Raw genomic sequence first — 16,704 nt, forward strand, 5'->3', positions numbered from 1 at the left:
ATTTTTATTCGATTAAGAGCGGGTTTTGAAGGGTCCGGGTAGTCGGTTCTTTATTTTAAGCGACCGGGGAATCCCTTATTTTTTCAAACGAGCGTCTGCTCGGAAGAGAGGAAAGGGTCGGCTCTTAATGTGGACTATTTCCAGATTACAGGCTCTGTCAAGGATTTTATTTTTGCTTTGTCCTTTTTTTAGACGTGGATTTTTTCTTAGAACTTACCTGCTTTTTTTTAGAAGAGGGTTTTGGCTTGGTTTCCACAGCAGCCGGTTTGTTTGTTTGTGGAACCGTCTTCTTAGGAGAACTCTGTTTGCCCGTTTTCTTTCTAGGAATTGGCTGGTCCTTATTCAATTTAAACTTACTGGTTAGATCCAAAAACTTAATTCTATTCTGTAATGTGGTTCTTGGCACTCCCAGATCCAAGGCTGCATGGGAAACATTCTCTTGGTTTCTCTTAAGAGTATGATAAATATAACTCCCTTCCACTTCTTTTAATACAGTTTCGAGCGGAAGTTTCTGGTTGAATGCTTCCGTAACGGAAGGAAATTCCATCCCTTCCCCATCTTGGCTATTTAGCTTTGCAGAAGCCGGAGCGAAATGATACAGATAACCTAAAGGTTTTCCTTTTTGTTTTAGGATGGATACTCTTACGATTGATTCCAGATCGGGAAGATATGTCTGAACGGAAAGTCTTCCTTCTTCCAATCTGAGTTCATGGTTTCTAAGATAATTTCCGAGTAGGTCTTTGGACATTTCTTTTAGCAGCTTTTCCGCCTGAAGAATGCTGTCTCTAAACCACTTTTTGACCAATATCTCTTTTTCAAATGTCTCGTTATAAAATACGGTATGACCATCCAAGTCTGTGGCAAGTAATCCGTCCGGAAAGTTCTGGAGAAGTACTTCCATAAACCATTGGCTTTGTTTTGTTTTCTCTTCTTCCGTTTTTTGCGGCGTGGTCCTTGGCTTTTCCGTCTCCTTGGCCATCCAAGAAGATCTGCTAAGTTCAGCGAGAAATCTAGGTTTGTCCCAATCTTCTACCCTTTCACCTAAAGGACCTAAAACAGGTATGGTTCTTTGTTTTTGGAAAAATGCTAGAACGGCTTCCGGAATTTCTCGGACCAAGAACTCCTCTGGGATCCGTTCAAATTCCCTTTCTGCGACACTTAAGTCGGCGAGTTCCATCAGAACTCTTTCTTTGGGGAGTAATCCGAGCAAACCTGTTCCTTCTTCCCAAACAGGTAAATGACTGGCAGGGCTATAGAGAAAAAATTTATATAAAACTTCGATTCTCATTGGAAGAAGGAGGACATTTTCCTCCGGAATGACTTCTTTTGAAGCCTAAGCGAGAAAATTCCTCTACTTTTTTTCGCGCTTAGGATAGTTTTTTTACTTTGAAGCTATTACTTAACGAGGCGATCTGCGGCTTTTTTGTATTCTTCCGGATAAGGAAGTTTAGATACTTTCAAGCTGGAAAGAGAGTATTTTAAGGATCTTTTATATAGTACTAGTGCGTAAAGATGGTTTCCGTCCCGACGGAATTTATTCCCGGAAAGCCATTCTTCTCTTGCCATTCTGAAATAATCGTTAGCTCTTTCTTCTTCTTTGGCGGTAAGTGGATGACGATCTTCGGATTCCATTTTTAAAAAACGGGATTCTTTGGCCACATGTTGGAGTAGTTTATCCGAAGAAGTTTCCGCAAATTCAGACCAACGTTTCATGGATTCGGGAAGTGTTCTTTCGAGTAACGTTAGGCTGTCCGATTTTTCCTGGACACTTCCGACTTTGGAAGCGGAGTTTAAGTCTGCAGAATAATTTTCGATTTTCTGGAGGTCTTTTTTAAGTTCTGAGGATTCGAAGGAACTTCCGATCTCCCTCAGTATTCGTACTTTGGAATCTACTGATTTTTTTCTTTCTCTAAATCCTTGTGTGGACTGAGAAGAATAGATTCTTCCGGCAAGAATTGTAACCGCAATTATGGAAAAAACTACAAACCATTTCCAAAATCCCCTTCCCTTTACTCTAAGGGAAATGATTTCGGCTGGTGTAGGAAGATCCATTAGTTGGCTCCCCCTTGTGCAGGAACAGGAGGTAACGCTTCTTTTTTATTGATATCGTCTACGCGGATTTCTTCATTACTTTTTTCTAAAAAGGAAACCCTAGCGTTCGTGATAAAGCTGTAATTATCATCGTGAACTTCTAATATATCCACCGGATTGTCTTTTCCTTCTCCGGGAGGTGCAATCTTTTGGCTAAGTAGTTCGTTATCTATATAATCGATTAGAGTATTTCGGATCCTATCGTAATCGGAAATATTTTCCTTCTCTGCAATATTTCTGACTTCGTCCAGATTCACAAATTGGAATTCGCGCTTATCGTCATTAGGAGTTTTAGCGGCGATCATTGCGAGAAGTGCAAATCTTCTGGCCCTTCTTGCGACCTTGATACCTTCTCCGAAAAGTACAAGCTTCACTCTATATTGGTAAGGAGAGGAATTATAGGCAGTTGTAAAATTGTCCTCTGAAGATTTGAGATCCCTGAATCCAAGTTTCAACAAATGTTGTGCGATTTTATCGTTGGAACGAATGATCATCGGAGAAGCGGCTTCTAATAGAATACGAGCGGTTTTTATATAATTTTCGTGAACTACCTGAAAGATATCCTTCATCTCCCCTTGGGCAGATTTCAGGTTTTTATAGGACAAACTATAATTACTTTGGAAATACCACATATTTCCGTTAAAGTCCGCTTGGTTTGCTTTCTTGAATGATCTATAATTATCCAGAGTATTCAATTTTTTGAAAAGTTCGGTCTGTCCGCTCGCGGTGGTTTGTTGTCCGGACTGAGCATTCTCGGCTGCTGTTGCCACCCCTGCTTGAGATTTTGGCCCTGCACCTTCTTCCAAAGGTGGTGCAAGATTACTCACACAAATATTGATGAACTTTATATTTATCTTATTTTCATCTATCAGGATCGCGAGATTCGTCTGGTCGGGAGACACGGCATAAGTACTATCCGTGAAAAAAATCGGCGCCGTAGCGAATATCAAAAGAAGAATGCGTGTATATTTCGAACCCATAGCTTTCCCTACTAGTAGTCTATCGGCAGGGTTTCAAAATGTATATTCTCTTTTTTTTGAGGAAAAGACGCCCTGAATTACAGGGCGCTGATGCGGCGGATTGCTTCGATCACATCGTCTTTTTTGCCGAAAGCGGAAAGTCTGAAGTAACCTTCTCCAGCTGGTCCGAAACCTGAACCAGGAGTTCCTACCACCTGGGCTTTATCCAATAATTGGTCGAAGAAATCCCAAGAACTAAGATTATTCGGGGTTTTAAGCCAGATATACGGCGCGTTTACCCCACCGAATACATCGAATCCGGCCTTGATCAATCCTTCTCGGATCAATTTGGCGTTGGCCATATAAGTGTCAATGCTCGCGCGGATCTCTTTTTTACCTTGAGGAGAATAGATTGCCTCGGCTGCTTTTTGGGTCACATAAGAAACACCATTAAACTTGGTGGTATGTCTTCTGCTCCAAAGTTGCCCGATGGAAACCTCTTGGCCGTCTTTTGTTTTTCCCTTTAATTCTTTAGGGATCACTATATAAGCACAACGAAGTCCAGTAAATCCTGCGGTTTTGGAGAAGGAGCGGAATTCTATCGCGACTTCTCTTGCTCCTTCTATCTCGTAAATGGATCTTGGAACTCCAGGTTCCGAGATAAATGCCTCGTAAGCGGAATCATATAGAATGATACTATTATTTTTTTTAGCATATTCTACCCAAGCCTTGAGGGATTCTTTAGAAGCAACAGTCCCGGTTGGATTATTAGGAAAACATAAATAGATTAGGTCTGGTCTTTCTTTAGGGAAATCGGGTTGGAATCCATTCTCTTTTGTAGAAGGCATATAGATAAGGTTGGCATATCTTCCATCAGGTCCCGCTTCTCCTGTTCTGCCTGCCATCACGTTAGTGTCTACATAGACTGGATATACAGGATCTCCGATCGCGATCTTTGCATCTTGGGAGAATATTTCTTGGATATTTCCGCAGTCACATTTGGATCCGTCGGATACGAAAATTTCACTTTCGTCCAGTTTTACGCCGAGAGGAGCATAATCATTATCTGCGATCGCTTTAAGTAGGAACGAATACCCTTGTTCAGGTCCGTATCCGTGGAATCCTTCCGGGGTTCCCATTTCTTTAGAGGAAGAAACAAGTGCATCCACAACGGACGGAGCCAAAGGAAGAGTAACGTCTCCGATCCCGAGTCGGATGATCTTGGAGTTAGGATGTTTTTCAGAATAAACTTTTACTCTTCTTGCGATCTCCGGGAAAAGATATCCCGCTTTTAATTTCAGATAATTTTCGTTTATATTCGCCATTGAATTATTCGTAATCCTCGTCTATGTTTTGGATCGGTTTGCGTCCTGCAAATCCCTCGTCGTATCCGTGTTCGAAAAGAAGGTCCTCTTCTCCCAGATGCCAACAATAATAACCTTTACCGTTATCGAAGTCCACGAGCCAAAGCCCTTTAACTTCTATCCCAAGTTCCCGGATCTTTCCGGACCATTCTACCAGCAGTTCTTCGACCTTGGTCTCTCTGGCTTCCTGTTCATTCTCTTGGTATAAACCGTTTTTCAGTTCTTGGTGAACCTTTCCCACGGTTTCGTAAAATTCTTCCGTGATCGATCGGACATAGGGCAGAATTTTACGGGCTTCTTCGTATGTCCAGATCTTACGTTCCATTCTTCTCCGTTTAAAAACGAACGCCTAATGAAAGGCAGAGTAACGTCATTCTGCTCACCACTCCGTATTTTGCCTGACGGAAGTAAGCTGCATTCGGAAGATCATCCACGTCCGTAGAGAGTTCGTTCACTCTTGGAAGAGGATGGAGCACTGTTGTCTCTTTTTTAGATGCGAGTATCAATTCTTTGTTCAGTTTGAAGGATTCTTTTAGTCTTTCGTATTCTCTATGATCCGGAAATCTTTCTTCTTGGATGCGAGTCACATAGGCAACGTCACATTCCCAAACTTTTTTGATATCATCCGATTCTTCGAAAGTGATCGGGAATCCTGCAAGTCCCTTCTTATAAGACTCAGGCAATGAAAGTTCAGGCGGAGAAATCAAGTATAAGTGAACATTATAATGTCGGAGAAGATTAATCAAACTATGGATTGTTCTTCCATATTTCAGATCTCCGATGAATGCAAGAGTCAGTCCGTCCAATTTTCCTTTTTCGGAAATGATCGTGTATAGATCCAGAAGTGCCTGTGTTGGATGTTGTCCTGCTCCGTCTCCTGCATTGATAACAGGGATCTTAACTGCTCCTGCCGCGATGCGAGAAGAACCTTCTACAGGATGTCGGATGACTGCGATGTCTGCGTACGCCTCTACCATTTTCATGGTATCGTACAAAGTTTCACCTTTGGAGATGGATGAAAATTGGAAACCTACAGTGGAAATTACCCTTCCCCCCAACCTTTCCATGGCAGCTTCGAATGAGAGTCTGGTCCTTGTAGAAGCCTCGAAAAAAAGAGAAGCCAGAAGTTTGCCTTCTAAAATCCCAAAGGCTTTATTTTGCTCCACCAGCCTTTCCATCTCTCTGGTTCTTTCGACTAAAAAGTCCAGATCCGCCTTGGAGAACTGGTCCGTATCCAGGATATTCTTATGCTCGTACGCCATTTTCTGGACAGATTGATCCGACCGGACGCGGAGGCAAGAGAATTAAAAAAAAGGCTTTTCGAGTCCATATCCGAGAGTATCTTAAGGATATAAGTTTCCCATGTCAGGCAAAGATTCCATCCAAGAAATTATAGATCTTTATAAGAAGGATATAGATCGAACCTTAATCAAAGAGAATCTAAAATTGACCCCGACTGAGCGTATTCGAAAATTAGAGGAACTCCAACTGGTTGCCGAAGAGATGCGGCGAGTCGGAAAGAAATGGATGCAATCTCAGAATGACAAAATTTGAGAAAATCCTCGAACTATTAGAAAAGGCCGGCATCGATTATATTCTGATTGGTGGTCTTGCTGCTACAGCCTTCGGTTCTTCCCGTTTAACTACAGATATTGATCTGGTTTATTCTCGATCTCCAGAGAACCGGAAAAGAATATCTCAGATGTTTTCCTCTTTGCATCCTTATTTAAGAGGGGCTCCTCCAAATTTACCTTTTCAATTCGATGAAAGAACTCTTTCCTCCGGTTTAAATTTCACTCTGAGTACTGATTTAGGTGATATTGATCTATTAGCCGAAGTACCAGGTGGAAATTATGAAAGTTTAAAAAACGATACGATAGCTCTCGAAATTTTCGGTCAAAAATGTAAATGTATCGGACTGAAAAAATTGATCGAGCTTAAAAAAGCAAGCGGCCGCCCGAAAGACTTTGAGGCTATTGCAGAACTCGAAGCAATTTTAGAAGAACAGAATAAACTTTAGATTCTAAGTTTAGTTATTTCGCACGGAGAACACTGAGGCCACAGAGAGAATGCGATGTAGGAGTTCCTACATGACATTTCTCTGCGACTCCGCGCCTCTGTGTAAAAATATCTCAGGGTCTCTTAAATCTTTGAGACTTTCCCTTAATGATGCTTTGGTTCCGGTTTGGTTTTAAATCCTAACTTAGCTCTCAAATGTGAAAACACCGAAAGTGTCACAGGAACATAGAGCAAACTTCCCAGAGTTCCGAATCCAAGTCCCCAACCTAATGCCAAGGTCATCGGGATCAATACCGGATCCGATCCACCCACACTATATGCTGTTGGAAGAAGTCCCGCAACAGTAGTTAATGTAGTCAATAAGATAGGACGGAACCTTCTGCGGCTTGCCTCGAGTAAGATCTCATCCAAAGGTGCGTTGGAAGATTTGCGTATCGAATCGATACAATCCACAAGTACGATGGATGCATTTACTAGAACCCCTGCGAGCCCGATGATACCAATCATAGCTAAGAAGCTGAATGCTTTTCCGGATAATACAAATCCTGCTACGATTCCCACGAATCCGAGTGGGATTGTGCTCAAGATCAGAATAGGCCTTACCACATTCTGCAAAGTTAATGCAAGAATAATAAAGATCCCGAGTAACGCGATCAGTCCCGCTTTTCCAAGAGAAGCCATGGATCTTTGTGTGTCCTTCTCCTCTCCCCCGAATACGATGGAAACTCCAGGATATTGTCTTTCGATCAAAGGTTTGAACTCGTCGATCACCTTTTGGTTGGCCTCTCTGGAAGTCATTCCTGACTCGATCTTGATATCCGCGTTCACAGTGACCGCTCTTTCAAAATCTCTATGAGAAAGTAATTCAGGAGAATCTTTCAGATCCATTCTGGAAATTTTTGCAAGGTTCGTGATGTTTCCGGCCTTGTTTCTAAGAGGAATACTTTTTACTTCTTCCGGATTTTTACGGAAGTTCTTATCGTACATCACTCTCAGATAAATTTTGGTCTTACCTTGGCGAACATTACCAGCCCTCTCTCCATCGTATGCCGTTCTAAGCATGTTTGCAGCGGAGAAGGTAGAAACCCCGGTAAAACTTTCCAATCCCTCATCGAGCTGGATATACATCTGTTTTCGTCCGTTCCTATAGTCGTCACGAACTGAATGTACACCCTTGATCCCTTTTAAGAAAGATTGTAGATCTGCGGAAACTTTTTTGAGCACCTCGTAATCTTTTCCGAGTACTCCGATCGTAATAGGTGCTCCGATCGGAGGAGCCATCGCCATTTCTTCCAAATACACATCGGAAAGTCCCGGTGTTTTTCGGATATCGTTCTCGATGGAAGCCAATATCGCAGAAGCCTTTCTTTCTCGTTTGGACTCCGGAGTGAGATATACCATGATCACTCCCAGGTTTTCTCCGAATCTGGATAATGGATCATCCGGATCCGTTTGTTGTACTCCGATCTTGGTGGAATAACTTACCAATTCTTCTTTAGGGATCTTCTTCAAGATCTCTTCCATATACTTCATCTTATCTCTGGTTTGGAAGATACGAGAAGAAGGAGGAAACTCCGCCTTGATCAAGAAAATTTCAATGTCCTCTTTCGGGAAAAGAATAAAGTCCATCTGGGACATTACACCGCAAGAACCCATGACCACGAATATAATCGCAAAGAAGGATTTGTTTCGATTTCGGATCGTCAATGCCACAAAATCTGCAAACCTTTCTTCCATTCTTGCAAAAAAAGAATCCAAGGATTTTCGGAACTTTGAGGACCTCTTCAATTCGTCCGGAGTTTTAGCGAAAGCTGCAATTCTAGAAGGAAGGAATAAGAAGGATTCAATCAAACTCGCGGTCAATGCGATAATCACCACAAGTGGGATCTGCCAGATAAATTTTCCCATGATCCCTGCCATGAATAACATAGGAAGGAATGCCGCCACAGTGGTGAGATAAGATCCAAAAATCGGAACTAACATCTCAGTGGTTCCTTTCAAGGCAGCGGATGTTTTATCCATTCTCTCGCCTAGATAGGTATAAATGTTTTCCGAAATTACGATGGAGTTATCTACGAGCATCCCGAGAGAAATGATAAGCCCCATCATGGAGATCATATTAAAGGAAACATCGAAGAATGGAAGTGCCGCAAATGTCATAAGCATCGAAAGAGGCAATGACATAGAGGTCAAGGTTGCAGTTCTGAAATCTAAGAACAAAAACAAGATCCCAAAAACGATCAAAAATCCGATGAGCGCGTTAGAAGAAACCACATTCAATCTGTTCTTAGTTCTTTTTGCCTCATCATTTAATTTGAATGTTTTGATACTTTCCGGATAAATTTTTTCCAGTTCCTTTAATCTAGCCTGGACATTGTCCGCGACTTCAATCGCATCCGCTCTTTCCTTTTTGATCACGGAAAGCACTAGACCCTGTTGTCCGTTTGCAATCGCAAGAAATCTAGGATATTCGAAAGTATCCTCCACCCTTGCAAGATTTCCGATACGTACAGTGGAGAATATATCATTGGTCCGAACCGGGATCTTTCCAATCTCGGAAGGTTGTTTGAATTCTCCGTCAATCCGTAGATCAAATGCATTCTCCGAATCCACGGAACCCGCAGGCAAATTGATATTTCTTGTGCGGATCGTTCTTGTGATATCAGAAAGATCCAATTGGTATTGTTTTAATCTGTCCGCATTTACAAGAATATGCCATTCTCTATCACGTTTTCCGAATACATCGACTCTGGCAATCCCTGGGATCTTTTCCAATTCCAGTTCTATAAATTCTGCGATCGTATGAAGCTCTATCTCGTCCTTTCCACCATAAACGGAAAAGTCCATGATCGGGAAGGAACCCGATTTTCTTTCCGTAATTTTAGGTTTTTCCGTAACCTGCACTGGAAAATCGGAAATTGCGTTGTCTACAGCTCTTCGGATTTCATCCAAAACTTTTTCCGGATTTTTTTCTTCTAAGCTGACACGGACATCTATATCAGAAACAGAATTACGGGAGAAGGAACGGATCTCATCGATACCGTCTATCTCCTTTATCTTTTCCTCGATAGGATACGTTACCCGTAATTCCACGTCCGCAGGAGAAGCTCCCGGGAATTTTGTGGTGATTACGAGCTGCTTCATATCCACGTTCGGAAAAGCGTCTCTGCGCAAACCGCAAAGGGACATTCCCCCAGCGGCAAAAATGAATATGACTCCCAAATACATGAAGAGTCTATTGTGAATGAAGGATTGTATTATCGTTCTCATATGTTTTTCTTTTTATTTAGAAATTTTTCCATCCAAAGGTTCTAGGAGCCCGCCCCATTGGCTCCATGCTTGTTTCATAAAACTTTTATCCCAGGTTTCCCCACAAACCTCCATTTGTTTCGGCAATCGATCCCAGGAACATCCAGGGAATCTATGATGAATCCTATGATAATTAAAATGTAAAAAAAACGCACTCACCGTTTTCGGTAGAGTTAAATTAAAGGCCGAATTTTTATCATTAATTTCTTTCCCGTAGTGATACGCATTATCAAAAAATGATATAAAAAAGGATCTGCTCAGAAGTAGGAATACCAACAAAGGCCAGTTACTTCCGAACAACCAAAAAGAAGGAATATAAAAGACTAGGATCCAAAAAACATCCTTTCGCAATTCTTCTAAAATTTCAGGACGATAGATCCACTTAAAAAAACCTTCTTCTATAGGATACTCGACCAAACGATCAGCGATCGGTTTTGTCCAACGAGAAGGTAGGGAAAGTAAAAGTCCAGTACCCACTTCGAAAATGTAAGTCGCCACAGTAATTCTAAAATAATAATTCAGACTCTGGAACCATCTTGGCTTCCAAGAATTTGGATCATAAAATTCTATCCGATCACCAGGTTCTCTATTGAACTTATGGTGCATCAAATGACTACATTTCAGAACGGAATAAGGTGCCCCGAACACGATACAAAGAAACCTTCCCCAAAAATGATTCTGTTTTCTTTCGTTCGAAAAATTCCCATGGATACTTTCATGGATCAAATTCCAGAAAGTATAGGACACCGGCCCCAAAGCTGCGGCAAAAACCCAAGCGGCCCAAAACGGAAAACTACCATATAAGAGTCCCAAAGGTAACAAATAATGGAAGCTGATAAATAAGACTAAGACCGTCAGCGAAAGTTTTCTGTTTTTCGCAAATGGTAGGTCTCTGATTTGGATAGAAGCTTCCATTTAGGATAGAACGGGTGAGAGCGGAATTTTCTGCAAGCAACCTGCTAAACTGAGCAGCGGCGACATCGGTCGGTTTGAAAAAAAATGTATCGATCATATCCCGGTCGTGAAGGAATAGAAATAAATTAATCGGGTTCGATTCTTTTAGAAAAAATTCGGCTCCAAAAACGTTACAAGAGGTCCAAAACATCAATATGAGTTTAATATTCCATTCTGCGACTCTCTTACTCGCATTTTCATTTTTTTATTGTTTTCCCTTGGATCCGGACAGGGTAAAGTCCCCCAGTTATAGAGAAGGCAGATATCATAATCTAGATCCTGACGAAGAATTGCAGGGCAAATCTCCATTGGCAATTCTACGCTGGAAGCTCTGGGGTCCCAAAGATCCTCCCGCAGTAGAAGGACTTACGGAAGAACTTCCCACAGTATTGGAAAGAAACTCAAAGGACCTAGTCGCTCCGGAAGGAAAGGTTAGAGTTGTATGGTTCGGACATGCTACGGTTTGGATATCTTCCACTAAGAATGGAAAAACAGTAAACGTTCTGACAGATCCTATCTTTGACGCTCCTATATTTGTAACCAGACTAGTCAAACTTCCTATCCCAAAAGAGGATCTTCCGACCGTGGATTTCGTGGTGGTAAGTCATGCTCATAGGGACCATCTGGACAGGGACACATTACGTTATCTAAGAAGTAAAAATCCGAATTTGCAGATCCTTCTTCCTTCCGGAATGAAATCTTTTTCGGAAGAAGAAGATCTCGGACCGACTGTTTCTCAAGAGTTGGGTCAAACGAGCATCAAAGAATCGGTGAAGATCACATTCCTTCCCGCACATCATTGGAGTAGAATGGGGATCTCGGATACAAACCAATACTTTTGGGGAAGTTATTCTTTAGAGGCCCAAGGAAAGATCATATACTTTGCTGGAGATACGGGATATTCTTCTCATTTTAAAAATATCTCGGAACGTTTGGGGAAACCTGTCGATCTTGCACTTCTTCCCATCGGAGCTTATAAACCTAGATGGTTTATGAAATACGCGCATATCGGACCTGGGGAAGCTTTAATGGCAACCAAGGACCTGAATGCGAAATCATTTGCGCCTATTCACTGGGGGACATTTCCATTAGGAGATGACCTTCCGAAAGAACCTATGTTGGACCTAAAACAAAGATTATCATTCCCAAGTTCACCTGATACAAAAGGGATTAACCCTCCATCCGACGGAATTTCATGGGGAAATAAGGACGGGGTCAAAATTGTACCTTGGACTATAGGCAGCGGTATAGATTTGGAATGATTTGGAAATTTGTATCCTAAGAAAAAAAGATGCCTCCCGGAACTATTCCTGAATTCTGGCATAGAACTGTGTATGGGAGGCTTTCCGTCCAAAAATGAAATCCAAAACTAAAGCGTCGTTTTTTATACATTATACTTTCATAATACTTTTCACCTTCTCTACTTCTTTGTTTGCAGTAGGGGGAGAAGAAAAACTCACTCCATTACAACTTGCCCAGGCAAAAGAGAATTCCAAACCGGAAGAAATAAAAAAACAAGAAAGAAGAGTGGATCAAAGAAAAGGTAAATGGTCTTTCCAATGGGGGTACAACAGAGATTCTTATACCCAAAGTGATATCAACTTCAAAGGACCTGGATATTCTTTCACATTAAAAGACGTGGTTGCCAGGGATAAGCCTGAAACATTTTCCACAGGCGTATACCTGAACCCTTCTCTCTGGGAAATCCCTCAATACAATTTTAAACTTACGTATTATTTTACGGACAATCTGTTTATCGCATTCGGACAGGACCATATGAAATATGTAATGTCCAGAGGACAGGCGGCTAGTATAAGCGGGTATATAGATCCATTAGCGATAGAAAACGGAAGACTACATACATCTTTCGAGTCCGCTCCTTATGCATTATTATTTCCGAATAATATAAACCAATTCGCAGGATACCATGGAGGAGAAACCGTAAATATTACTCCTGATTTTCTGAAATTCGAACATACAGATGGACTCAATTATTTATTCGTCGATGTGGGATATGTTGCCCCACTTTGGGTTTCTCCCAATGGAGAGAACGCATTCAGCTTAGTGGGATCAGTAGGAGCAGGACCTGTGGTTTGCAGAAGTGATGTACGGCTATTCGGAGAAGGTCATAATAATAGATTTCACCTTTCTGGCTATGGAGTTTCCGGATATTCAGCGCTTAGGATTGACTTATTCAAATCCTTCTTCTTCGAATTCGGAGCAAAAGGCGGATATATAGATCTGACCAGTATTTATACCAACGGAAAATCAAAGGACCGCGCTACACAGAATTTCGGATTTGTGGAAATGATTGCCTCCGCAGGCATTACTTTTTAAACTCGCCCGACATGATCTCCGGACTCCAAGGTTCCATCCGAAAACTGGAAGTAGGCTCCGTGCACTTAGATGTTCACGGAGTAACTTACGAAATCGTAATTTCCTTCAAAACTTATTGGGAACTGAAAGAATTTCAAACTTCTGCAAAAGAAGTTAGGCTGCATATCCATCATTCCATTAACGAAAGAGGACAAAAACTTTTCGGATTCCTACAAGAAAGAGATAAAGAATTTTTTAAAGTAATGAAAGGTTTACATGGAATAGGAGAAATGACTGCACTGAAAGTCCTCTCCTTCTTCAGTCCTTGGGAATTACACAAAATCGCTTCTTCCGGAGAAGCAAAGGATCTGGAAAAAATCCCCAAGGTCAGAGCCAAAACTTCTGAAAAAATCTTTTTCGAAGTAAAACAAAACCTCAAAAAACTGGAATTGTTTTTAGAAGCAGGTTCGGAAGATCCATCTATCCCGGAAACTTCCAAAGAAAAACTCCCTTCTCCAGAAGACCGATTTAAAGAAACTGCAGTCCAGGCACTTGTCCAACTGGGCTTCGAAGATAAGTCCGCTCTCAAAGAAGTGGAGAAGGTCCTAAAAAAACAAAACTTCACCGATACGGGAGAACTTATCCGAGAGATATTAAAAAATCTTTAAGTAAATCGGTTCGCACAGAATTTACGATCTCCCTATTGTTGGAACTCCAACAGCGAGATCCCCCCGCCACTTCATAACGCCCCATAGAGAGTGAAAAGACGACCGCGAATACGAGTCGGTGACAAAGTCAAACGAAGTCGGGCCTTAAATTGATACGATACGCTTGGTCGAAGGATAATTTGCAAAAACGGCCCCCGCCCGAGTTCGGGTGGAGGAGGTGGGCTTGTGGGAGAAGCCATTTCCCTATATATGAAAATTTCTTAAATTACAATCCAAATTTCTGCTCGGTACGCCTGTTGGAATTCCAACATCCGATTTCTCTCATGCTCTCATAAATTTGCGAAACCAAAATTCCACATATCCAAACCATCTCAATGTCTCATCACCGGAATCAATATTCCAATCTTCATTCAAAAAATCTAAAGAATCCATTTGACTTCTCTTTGAAAAAATCTCAATCTCTCCGCTGAGGAAATACATTTGGGAACAATCTATCAAAAGGCTCAATTAGACAATACCGCCGATCTGCTAGCGTATAAATCCGGAAATTTAACCCAAGATATGATTCGTAAGGTCGAAATCGAATTTCTTGTAGATACCGGAGCCTCTATGGTCTGCCTTCCCGGTGATTTGATCCAAATTCTAGGCCTACAACCATTATACACTAGGCCCGCCATCACTGCAAATGGAACAGTCCAAACAAAAGTTTACTCCCCTGTACAACTTAAAATTTGGGATAGAGAATGTAATATGGAAGTTATGGAACTACCGATTGGGACTCCTCCCCTTTTAGGATATCTTGCATTAGAAACGTTAGATTTGTATCCAAATCCCAAAAAACAAATCTTAGAAGGAAATCCGGATTACAATGGAGAAATGAGAATCTACTTACTCGTTGCTTAAACTCTTGGCGGAATTAGGATCCTACAATCATCGCGAAAGACAACGCCTGTTGGAATTCCAACATCCGATTTCTCATCAATTCGCTATGAATCAGAATTCCGCACCTCTTGCGCGGGGCCCCCTCTACTTCGCCAGAAACCAATAGACCGCCAAACCTAGATAATTCCCTACTGCATAACCGATCAAACCGGTTAAAATTCCTAAGATCAGAACACCTCGATTGCCAATCGCTGCCGCAACAGATGGGACAAACGCAGGACCATAAATGCTGGAGACGGAAGTGATAATCCAAGTGTCGACAGGAATCCTAAACAAAATTCCAAAAACCAAATGAAGAAGGATCGCAATCGACATGGTCGCAAGAACGATTAAAAGTACACCGGACGCGCCCTTCACCAAACTTCCGAAATCCGCCAAGAACCCGATGGCAACTGAAAATATTAGGATAAAATAATATCCCACCGGATAAGTATTCAAACTTCTCACTTTTTTAGAAAACGAAATCCCGATTCCCCAGGTGGTAATCCCAAGTAGTATCAAAGGAGCGGAAGCTGTTCCTAAAATTACTTGAGAAATCGCAAGAGATGCAGCAAGCCCCAAGACGGAGAGAATAATTCCAAGCAACAAACGTAAAATAGGATTTTTAGGAGAAAGATGAACTTCAGAAGAAACTTCAACGCTCTCCCCGCTCGCGACTTCCGGTTTTAGGAAAATTGAATATACTTTTTTAGAAAAACTAAGAAGGAATAAAAGATAAGTTCCACCAATCAAAAGATCCACAGTATTCACAAGTGCAATTGTAGCCTTACCGGTATCCAAGGCTAAACCGATCGCATTCGAATTCGGAGTGCCTCCCGTATATAAGCCCGCAAGCATTCCTCCTATTTTAGAGGATTCAGGATGTAATGAACTTAAGAAAAGTCCAACTGAAACAGATGAGATAGCGACTGCAATACAGGAAAGAAAGAAGGAGAATAATGCAAGCCTTGCCTCTTTGATTCCCCGCAAAAAATCAGAAGAGGCGAGTAAGAGTGGGATCGCGATCGGAATCGAAATTTCGGAAATTGTTTCTGCGATCTTTTTAGGTAAAAACTCAATTGGGACCAAGTTACCCAATATAATTCCGGAAGCGTAGCATAGAACGACCGGACCTAAAAACCCTAGCCATTTATATTTTTTAGAAAGACTTCCCGCAAGCCATGGAAAACCGAGAACAAACCCTAAAAATAAAATAGAGATTATCCAATGGAATACGTCAGACATCTTTTCTCCCGATCTTCTTCGAATTTGCTGAAAGATCTACAGACCATTCCAAATCCGATCCTCATAAATAACAGATTAAATTCTGCTATATTGAATTTTACCAAATATTCAGGTTAATAAACTGGGCCATCGAATCATATTTTGAACATCTCATAAAGTCTAAAATATCCCGCCAAATTGCCGATTCTGGCCAGTTTATTCCTCCCTGATTCTGGGCGGGAGTTCCTACCTGAAAAAATTTCCGATTTTTGGCCGACCTTGGTGAAAAAAACTTGTAAGAAATACTTCATATTCAAAGTAATATACTTTAATAATAAACTATTAATCTATAAATTAATAGAAGGAAGTATTCAAAATGTTAGAAACACTTTTAGCAACCAGCAACGATATCGTTCCACTAGTCTTAAGACTAACCCTCGGAATCGTAATCTTCCCACATGGCGCCCAAAAGTTATTGGGCTGGTTCGGCGGTTACGGATTCAAAGGAACCTACGGCTATTTCACCCAAACTGCAGGACTTCCAGGGATCATCGCATTCTTAGTTATCATTGGTGAATCATTCGGTTCAGTCGCATTAATCCTCGGACTACTTACCCGCTTCACTGCAATTTCCATCGGTATCATTTTACTCGGAGCTGCACTACTCGTTCATAGAGAACATGGATTTTTCATGAACTGGTTCGGAGCTCAAAAAGGAGAAGGTTACGAATTCCAAATATTGGCTATCGGACTTGCAATTGCATTAGCAATCGTGGGTGGAGGAGCTTATTCCTTGGATCTAGCCATCCTTTCTTCACTTTAAGATAAAACTTATTAATTTAAATATCTTTAATGTTTAAATCTCAAAAAGGCTCCAGT

The 16,704-nt window shown here is 41.4% G+C and carries 16 protein-coding genes; 7 read left to right on the forward strand and 9 right to left on the reverse strand.

Annotation, left to right across the window (positions count from 1 at the left end; all coding sequences use genetic code 11):
* Positions 1-166: 166 nt before the first annotated feature.
* The 6 genes from CH365_RS12505 to pyrB all read right to left on the reverse strand — a co-directional run bounded on the left by CH365_RS12505 (position 167) and on the right by pyrB (position 5,676).
* Positions 167-1,288 carry a PAS domain-containing protein gene (locus tag CH365_RS12505; RefSeq protein WP_100768894.1) on the reverse strand — a complete coding sequence of 374 codons (1,122 nt, stop codon included), beginning with the start codon at positions 1,286-1,288 and terminating at the stop codon, positions 167-169.
* Between the two features lie 107 nt (positions 1,289-1,395).
* A complete protein-coding gene (locus tag CH365_RS12510; protein ID WP_100768895.1) occupies positions 1,396-2,052 on the reverse strand; it encodes a PROCN domain protein in 657 nt (218 codons plus the stop codon).
* Positions 2,052-3,071: an adhesin OmpL37 family surface protein gene (locus CH365_RS12515; RefSeq protein ID WP_100768896.1), complete on the reverse strand. Its 1,020-nt coding sequence runs from the start codon at positions 3,069-3,071 to the stop codon at positions 2,052-2,054. Before CH365_RS12515 ends, CH365_RS12510 begins: the two co-directional genes overlap by 1 nt.
* Positions 3,072-3,148: 77 nt before the next feature.
* Complete coding sequence (locus tag CH365_RS12520) at positions 3,149-4,375, reverse strand: LL-diaminopimelate aminotransferase (RefSeq protein WP_100768897.1); 1,227 nt, start codon at positions 4,373-4,375, stop codon at positions 3,149-3,151.
* Positions 4,376-4,379: 4 nt separating this feature from the next.
* A complete protein-coding gene (locus CH365_RS12525; protein ID WP_020770201.1) occupies positions 4,380-4,739 on the reverse strand; it encodes a DUF2203 domain-containing protein in 360 nt (119 codons plus the stop codon).
* A 10-nt stretch (positions 4,740-4,749) separates the two neighbouring features.
* Positions 4,750-5,676 carry an aspartate carbamoyltransferase gene (gene pyrB / locus CH365_RS12530; protein WP_100768898.1) on the reverse strand — a complete coding sequence of 309 codons (927 nt, stop codon included), beginning with the start codon at positions 5,674-5,676 and terminating at the stop codon, positions 4,750-4,752.
* Between the two features lie 100 nt (positions 5,677-5,776).
* Between pyrB and CH365_RS12535 the strand changes: the two genes are divergently transcribed.
* Positions 5,777-5,968, forward strand: a complete 192-nt coding sequence (locus CH365_RS12535) for a hypothetical protein (RefSeq protein ID WP_100768899.1) — start codon at positions 5,777-5,779, stop codon at positions 5,966-5,968.
* Positions 5,955-6,434: a hypothetical protein gene (locus CH365_RS12540; protein WP_100768900.1), complete on the forward strand. Its 480-nt coding sequence runs from the start codon at positions 5,955-5,957 to the stop codon at positions 6,432-6,434. Before CH365_RS12535 ends, CH365_RS12540 begins: the two co-directional genes overlap by 14 nt.
* A gap of 143 nt (positions 6,435-6,577) precedes the next feature.
* On the opposite strand, the gene CH365_RS12545 is transcribed toward CH365_RS12540, so the two are convergent.
* Positions 6,578-9,703 carry an efflux RND transporter permease subunit gene (locus tag CH365_RS12545; RefSeq protein WP_100768901.1) on the reverse strand — a complete coding sequence of 1,042 codons (3,126 nt, stop codon included), beginning with the start codon at positions 9,701-9,703 and terminating at the stop codon, positions 6,578-6,580.
* A gap of 12 nt (positions 9,704-9,715) precedes the next feature.
* Positions 9,716-10,657: a fatty acid desaturase family protein gene (locus CH365_RS12550; RefSeq protein WP_100768902.1), complete on the reverse strand. Its 942-nt coding sequence runs from the start codon at positions 10,655-10,657 to the stop codon at positions 9,716-9,718.
* A 194-nt stretch (positions 10,658-10,851) separates the two neighbouring features.
* Here CH365_RS12550 and CH365_RS12555 point away from each other — a divergent pair, with 194 nt between their 5' ends.
* The 4 genes from CH365_RS12555 to CH365_RS12570 all read left to right on the forward strand — a co-directional run bounded on the left by CH365_RS12555 (position 10,852) and on the right by CH365_RS12570 (position 14,583).
* A complete protein-coding gene (locus CH365_RS12555; RefSeq protein ID WP_100768903.1) occupies positions 10,852-11,958 on the forward strand; it encodes an MBL fold metallo-hydrolase in 1,107 nt (368 codons plus the stop codon).
* 94 nt (positions 11,959-12,052) lie between these two features.
* A complete protein-coding gene (locus CH365_RS12560) occupies positions 12,053-13,033 on the forward strand; it encodes a hypothetical protein (protein ID WP_100768904.1) in 981 nt (326 codons plus the stop codon).
* Between the two features lie 11 nt (positions 13,034-13,044).
* Positions 13,045-13,680, forward strand: coding sequence for a Holliday junction branch migration protein RuvA (gene ruvA, locus CH365_RS12565; RefSeq protein WP_100768905.1), 636 nt, complete (start codon positions 13,045-13,047; stop codon positions 13,678-13,680).
* 480 nt (positions 13,681-14,160) lie between these two features.
* A complete protein-coding gene (locus CH365_RS12570) occupies positions 14,161-14,583 on the forward strand; it encodes a retroviral-like aspartic protease family protein (RefSeq protein ID WP_100768906.1) in 423 nt (140 codons plus the stop codon).
* 123 nt (positions 14,584-14,706) lie between these two features.
* Here CH365_RS12570 and CH365_RS12575 read toward each other — a convergent pair whose 3' ends face one another.
* Complete coding sequence (locus CH365_RS12575; RefSeq protein WP_100768997.1) at positions 14,707-15,846, reverse strand: DUF819 family protein; 1,140 nt, start codon at positions 15,844-15,846, stop codon at positions 14,707-14,709.
* Positions 15,847-16,201: 355 nt separating this feature from the next.
* On the opposite strand from CH365_RS12575, the gene CH365_RS12580 reads away from it, so the two are divergent.
* Positions 16,202-16,648, forward strand: coding sequence for a DoxX family protein (locus CH365_RS12580; protein WP_100768907.1), 447 nt, complete (start codon positions 16,202-16,204; stop codon positions 16,646-16,648).
* Positions 16,649-16,704 lie beyond the last annotated feature (56 nt).

The organism is Leptospira neocaledonica (genome assembly GCF_002812205.1).
Taxonomy (GTDB): Bacteria; Spirochaetota; Leptospiria; order Leptospirales; family Leptospiraceae; genus Leptospira_B; species Leptospira_B neocaledonica.

What these genes read in the sequence shown, in the direction of transcription:
- CH365_RS12505 (WP_100768894.1), bottom strand. Translation starts at nt 1,288, where the DNA reads ATGAGAATCGAAGTTTTATATAAATTTTTTCTCTATAGCCCTGCCAGT.
- CH365_RS12510 (WP_100768895.1), bottom strand. Translation starts at nt 2,052, where the DNA reads ATGGATCTTCCTACACCAGCCGAAATCATTTCCCTTAGAGTAAAGGGA.
- CH365_RS12515 (WP_100768896.1), bottom strand. Translation starts at nt 3,071, where the DNA reads ATGGGTTCGAAATATACACGCATTCTTCTTTTGATATTCGCTACGGCG.
- CH365_RS12520 (WP_100768897.1), bottom strand. Translation starts at nt 4,375, where the DNA reads ATGGCGAATATAAACGAAAATTATCTGAAATTAAAAGCGGGATATCTT.
- CH365_RS12525 (WP_020770201.1), bottom strand. Translation starts at nt 4,739, where the DNA reads ATGGAACGTAAGATCTGGACATACGAAGAAGCCCGTAAAATTCTGCCC.
- pyrB (WP_100768898.1), bottom strand. Translation starts at nt 5,676, where the DNA reads ATGGCGTACGAGCATAAGAATATCCTGGATACGGACCAGTTCTCCAAG.
- CH365_RS12535 (WP_100768899.1), top strand. Translation starts at nt 5,777, where the DNA reads ATGTCAGGCAAAGATTCCATCCAAGAAATTATAGATCTTTATAAGAAG.
- CH365_RS12540 (WP_100768900.1), top strand. Translation starts at nt 5,955, where the DNA reads ATGACAAAATTTGAGAAAATCCTCGAACTATTAGAAAAGGCCGGCATC.
- CH365_RS12545 (WP_100768901.1), bottom strand. Translation starts at nt 9,703, where the DNA reads ATGAGAACGATAATACAATCCTTCATTCACAATAGACTCTTCATGTAT.
- CH365_RS12550 (WP_100768902.1), bottom strand. Translation starts at nt 10,657, where the DNA reads ATGGAAGCTTCTATCCAAATCAGAGACCTACCATTTGCGAAAAACAGA.
- CH365_RS12555 (WP_100768903.1), top strand. Translation starts at nt 10,852, where the DNA reads ATGAGTTTAATATTCCATTCTGCGACTCTCTTACTCGCATTTTCATTT.
- CH365_RS12560 (WP_100768904.1), top strand. Translation starts at nt 12,053, where the DNA reads ATGAAATCCAAAACTAAAGCGTCGTTTTTTATACATTATACTTTCATA.
- ruvA (WP_100768905.1), top strand. Translation starts at nt 13,045, where the DNA reads ATGATCTCCGGACTCCAAGGTTCCATCCGAAAACTGGAAGTAGGCTCC.
- CH365_RS12575 (WP_100768997.1), bottom strand. Translation starts at nt 15,846, where the DNA reads ATGTCTGACGTATTCCATTGGATAATCTCTATTTTATTTTTAGGGTTT.
- CH365_RS12580 (WP_100768907.1), top strand. Translation starts at nt 16,202, where the DNA reads ATGTTAGAAACACTTTTAGCAACCAGCAACGATATCGTTCCACTAGTC.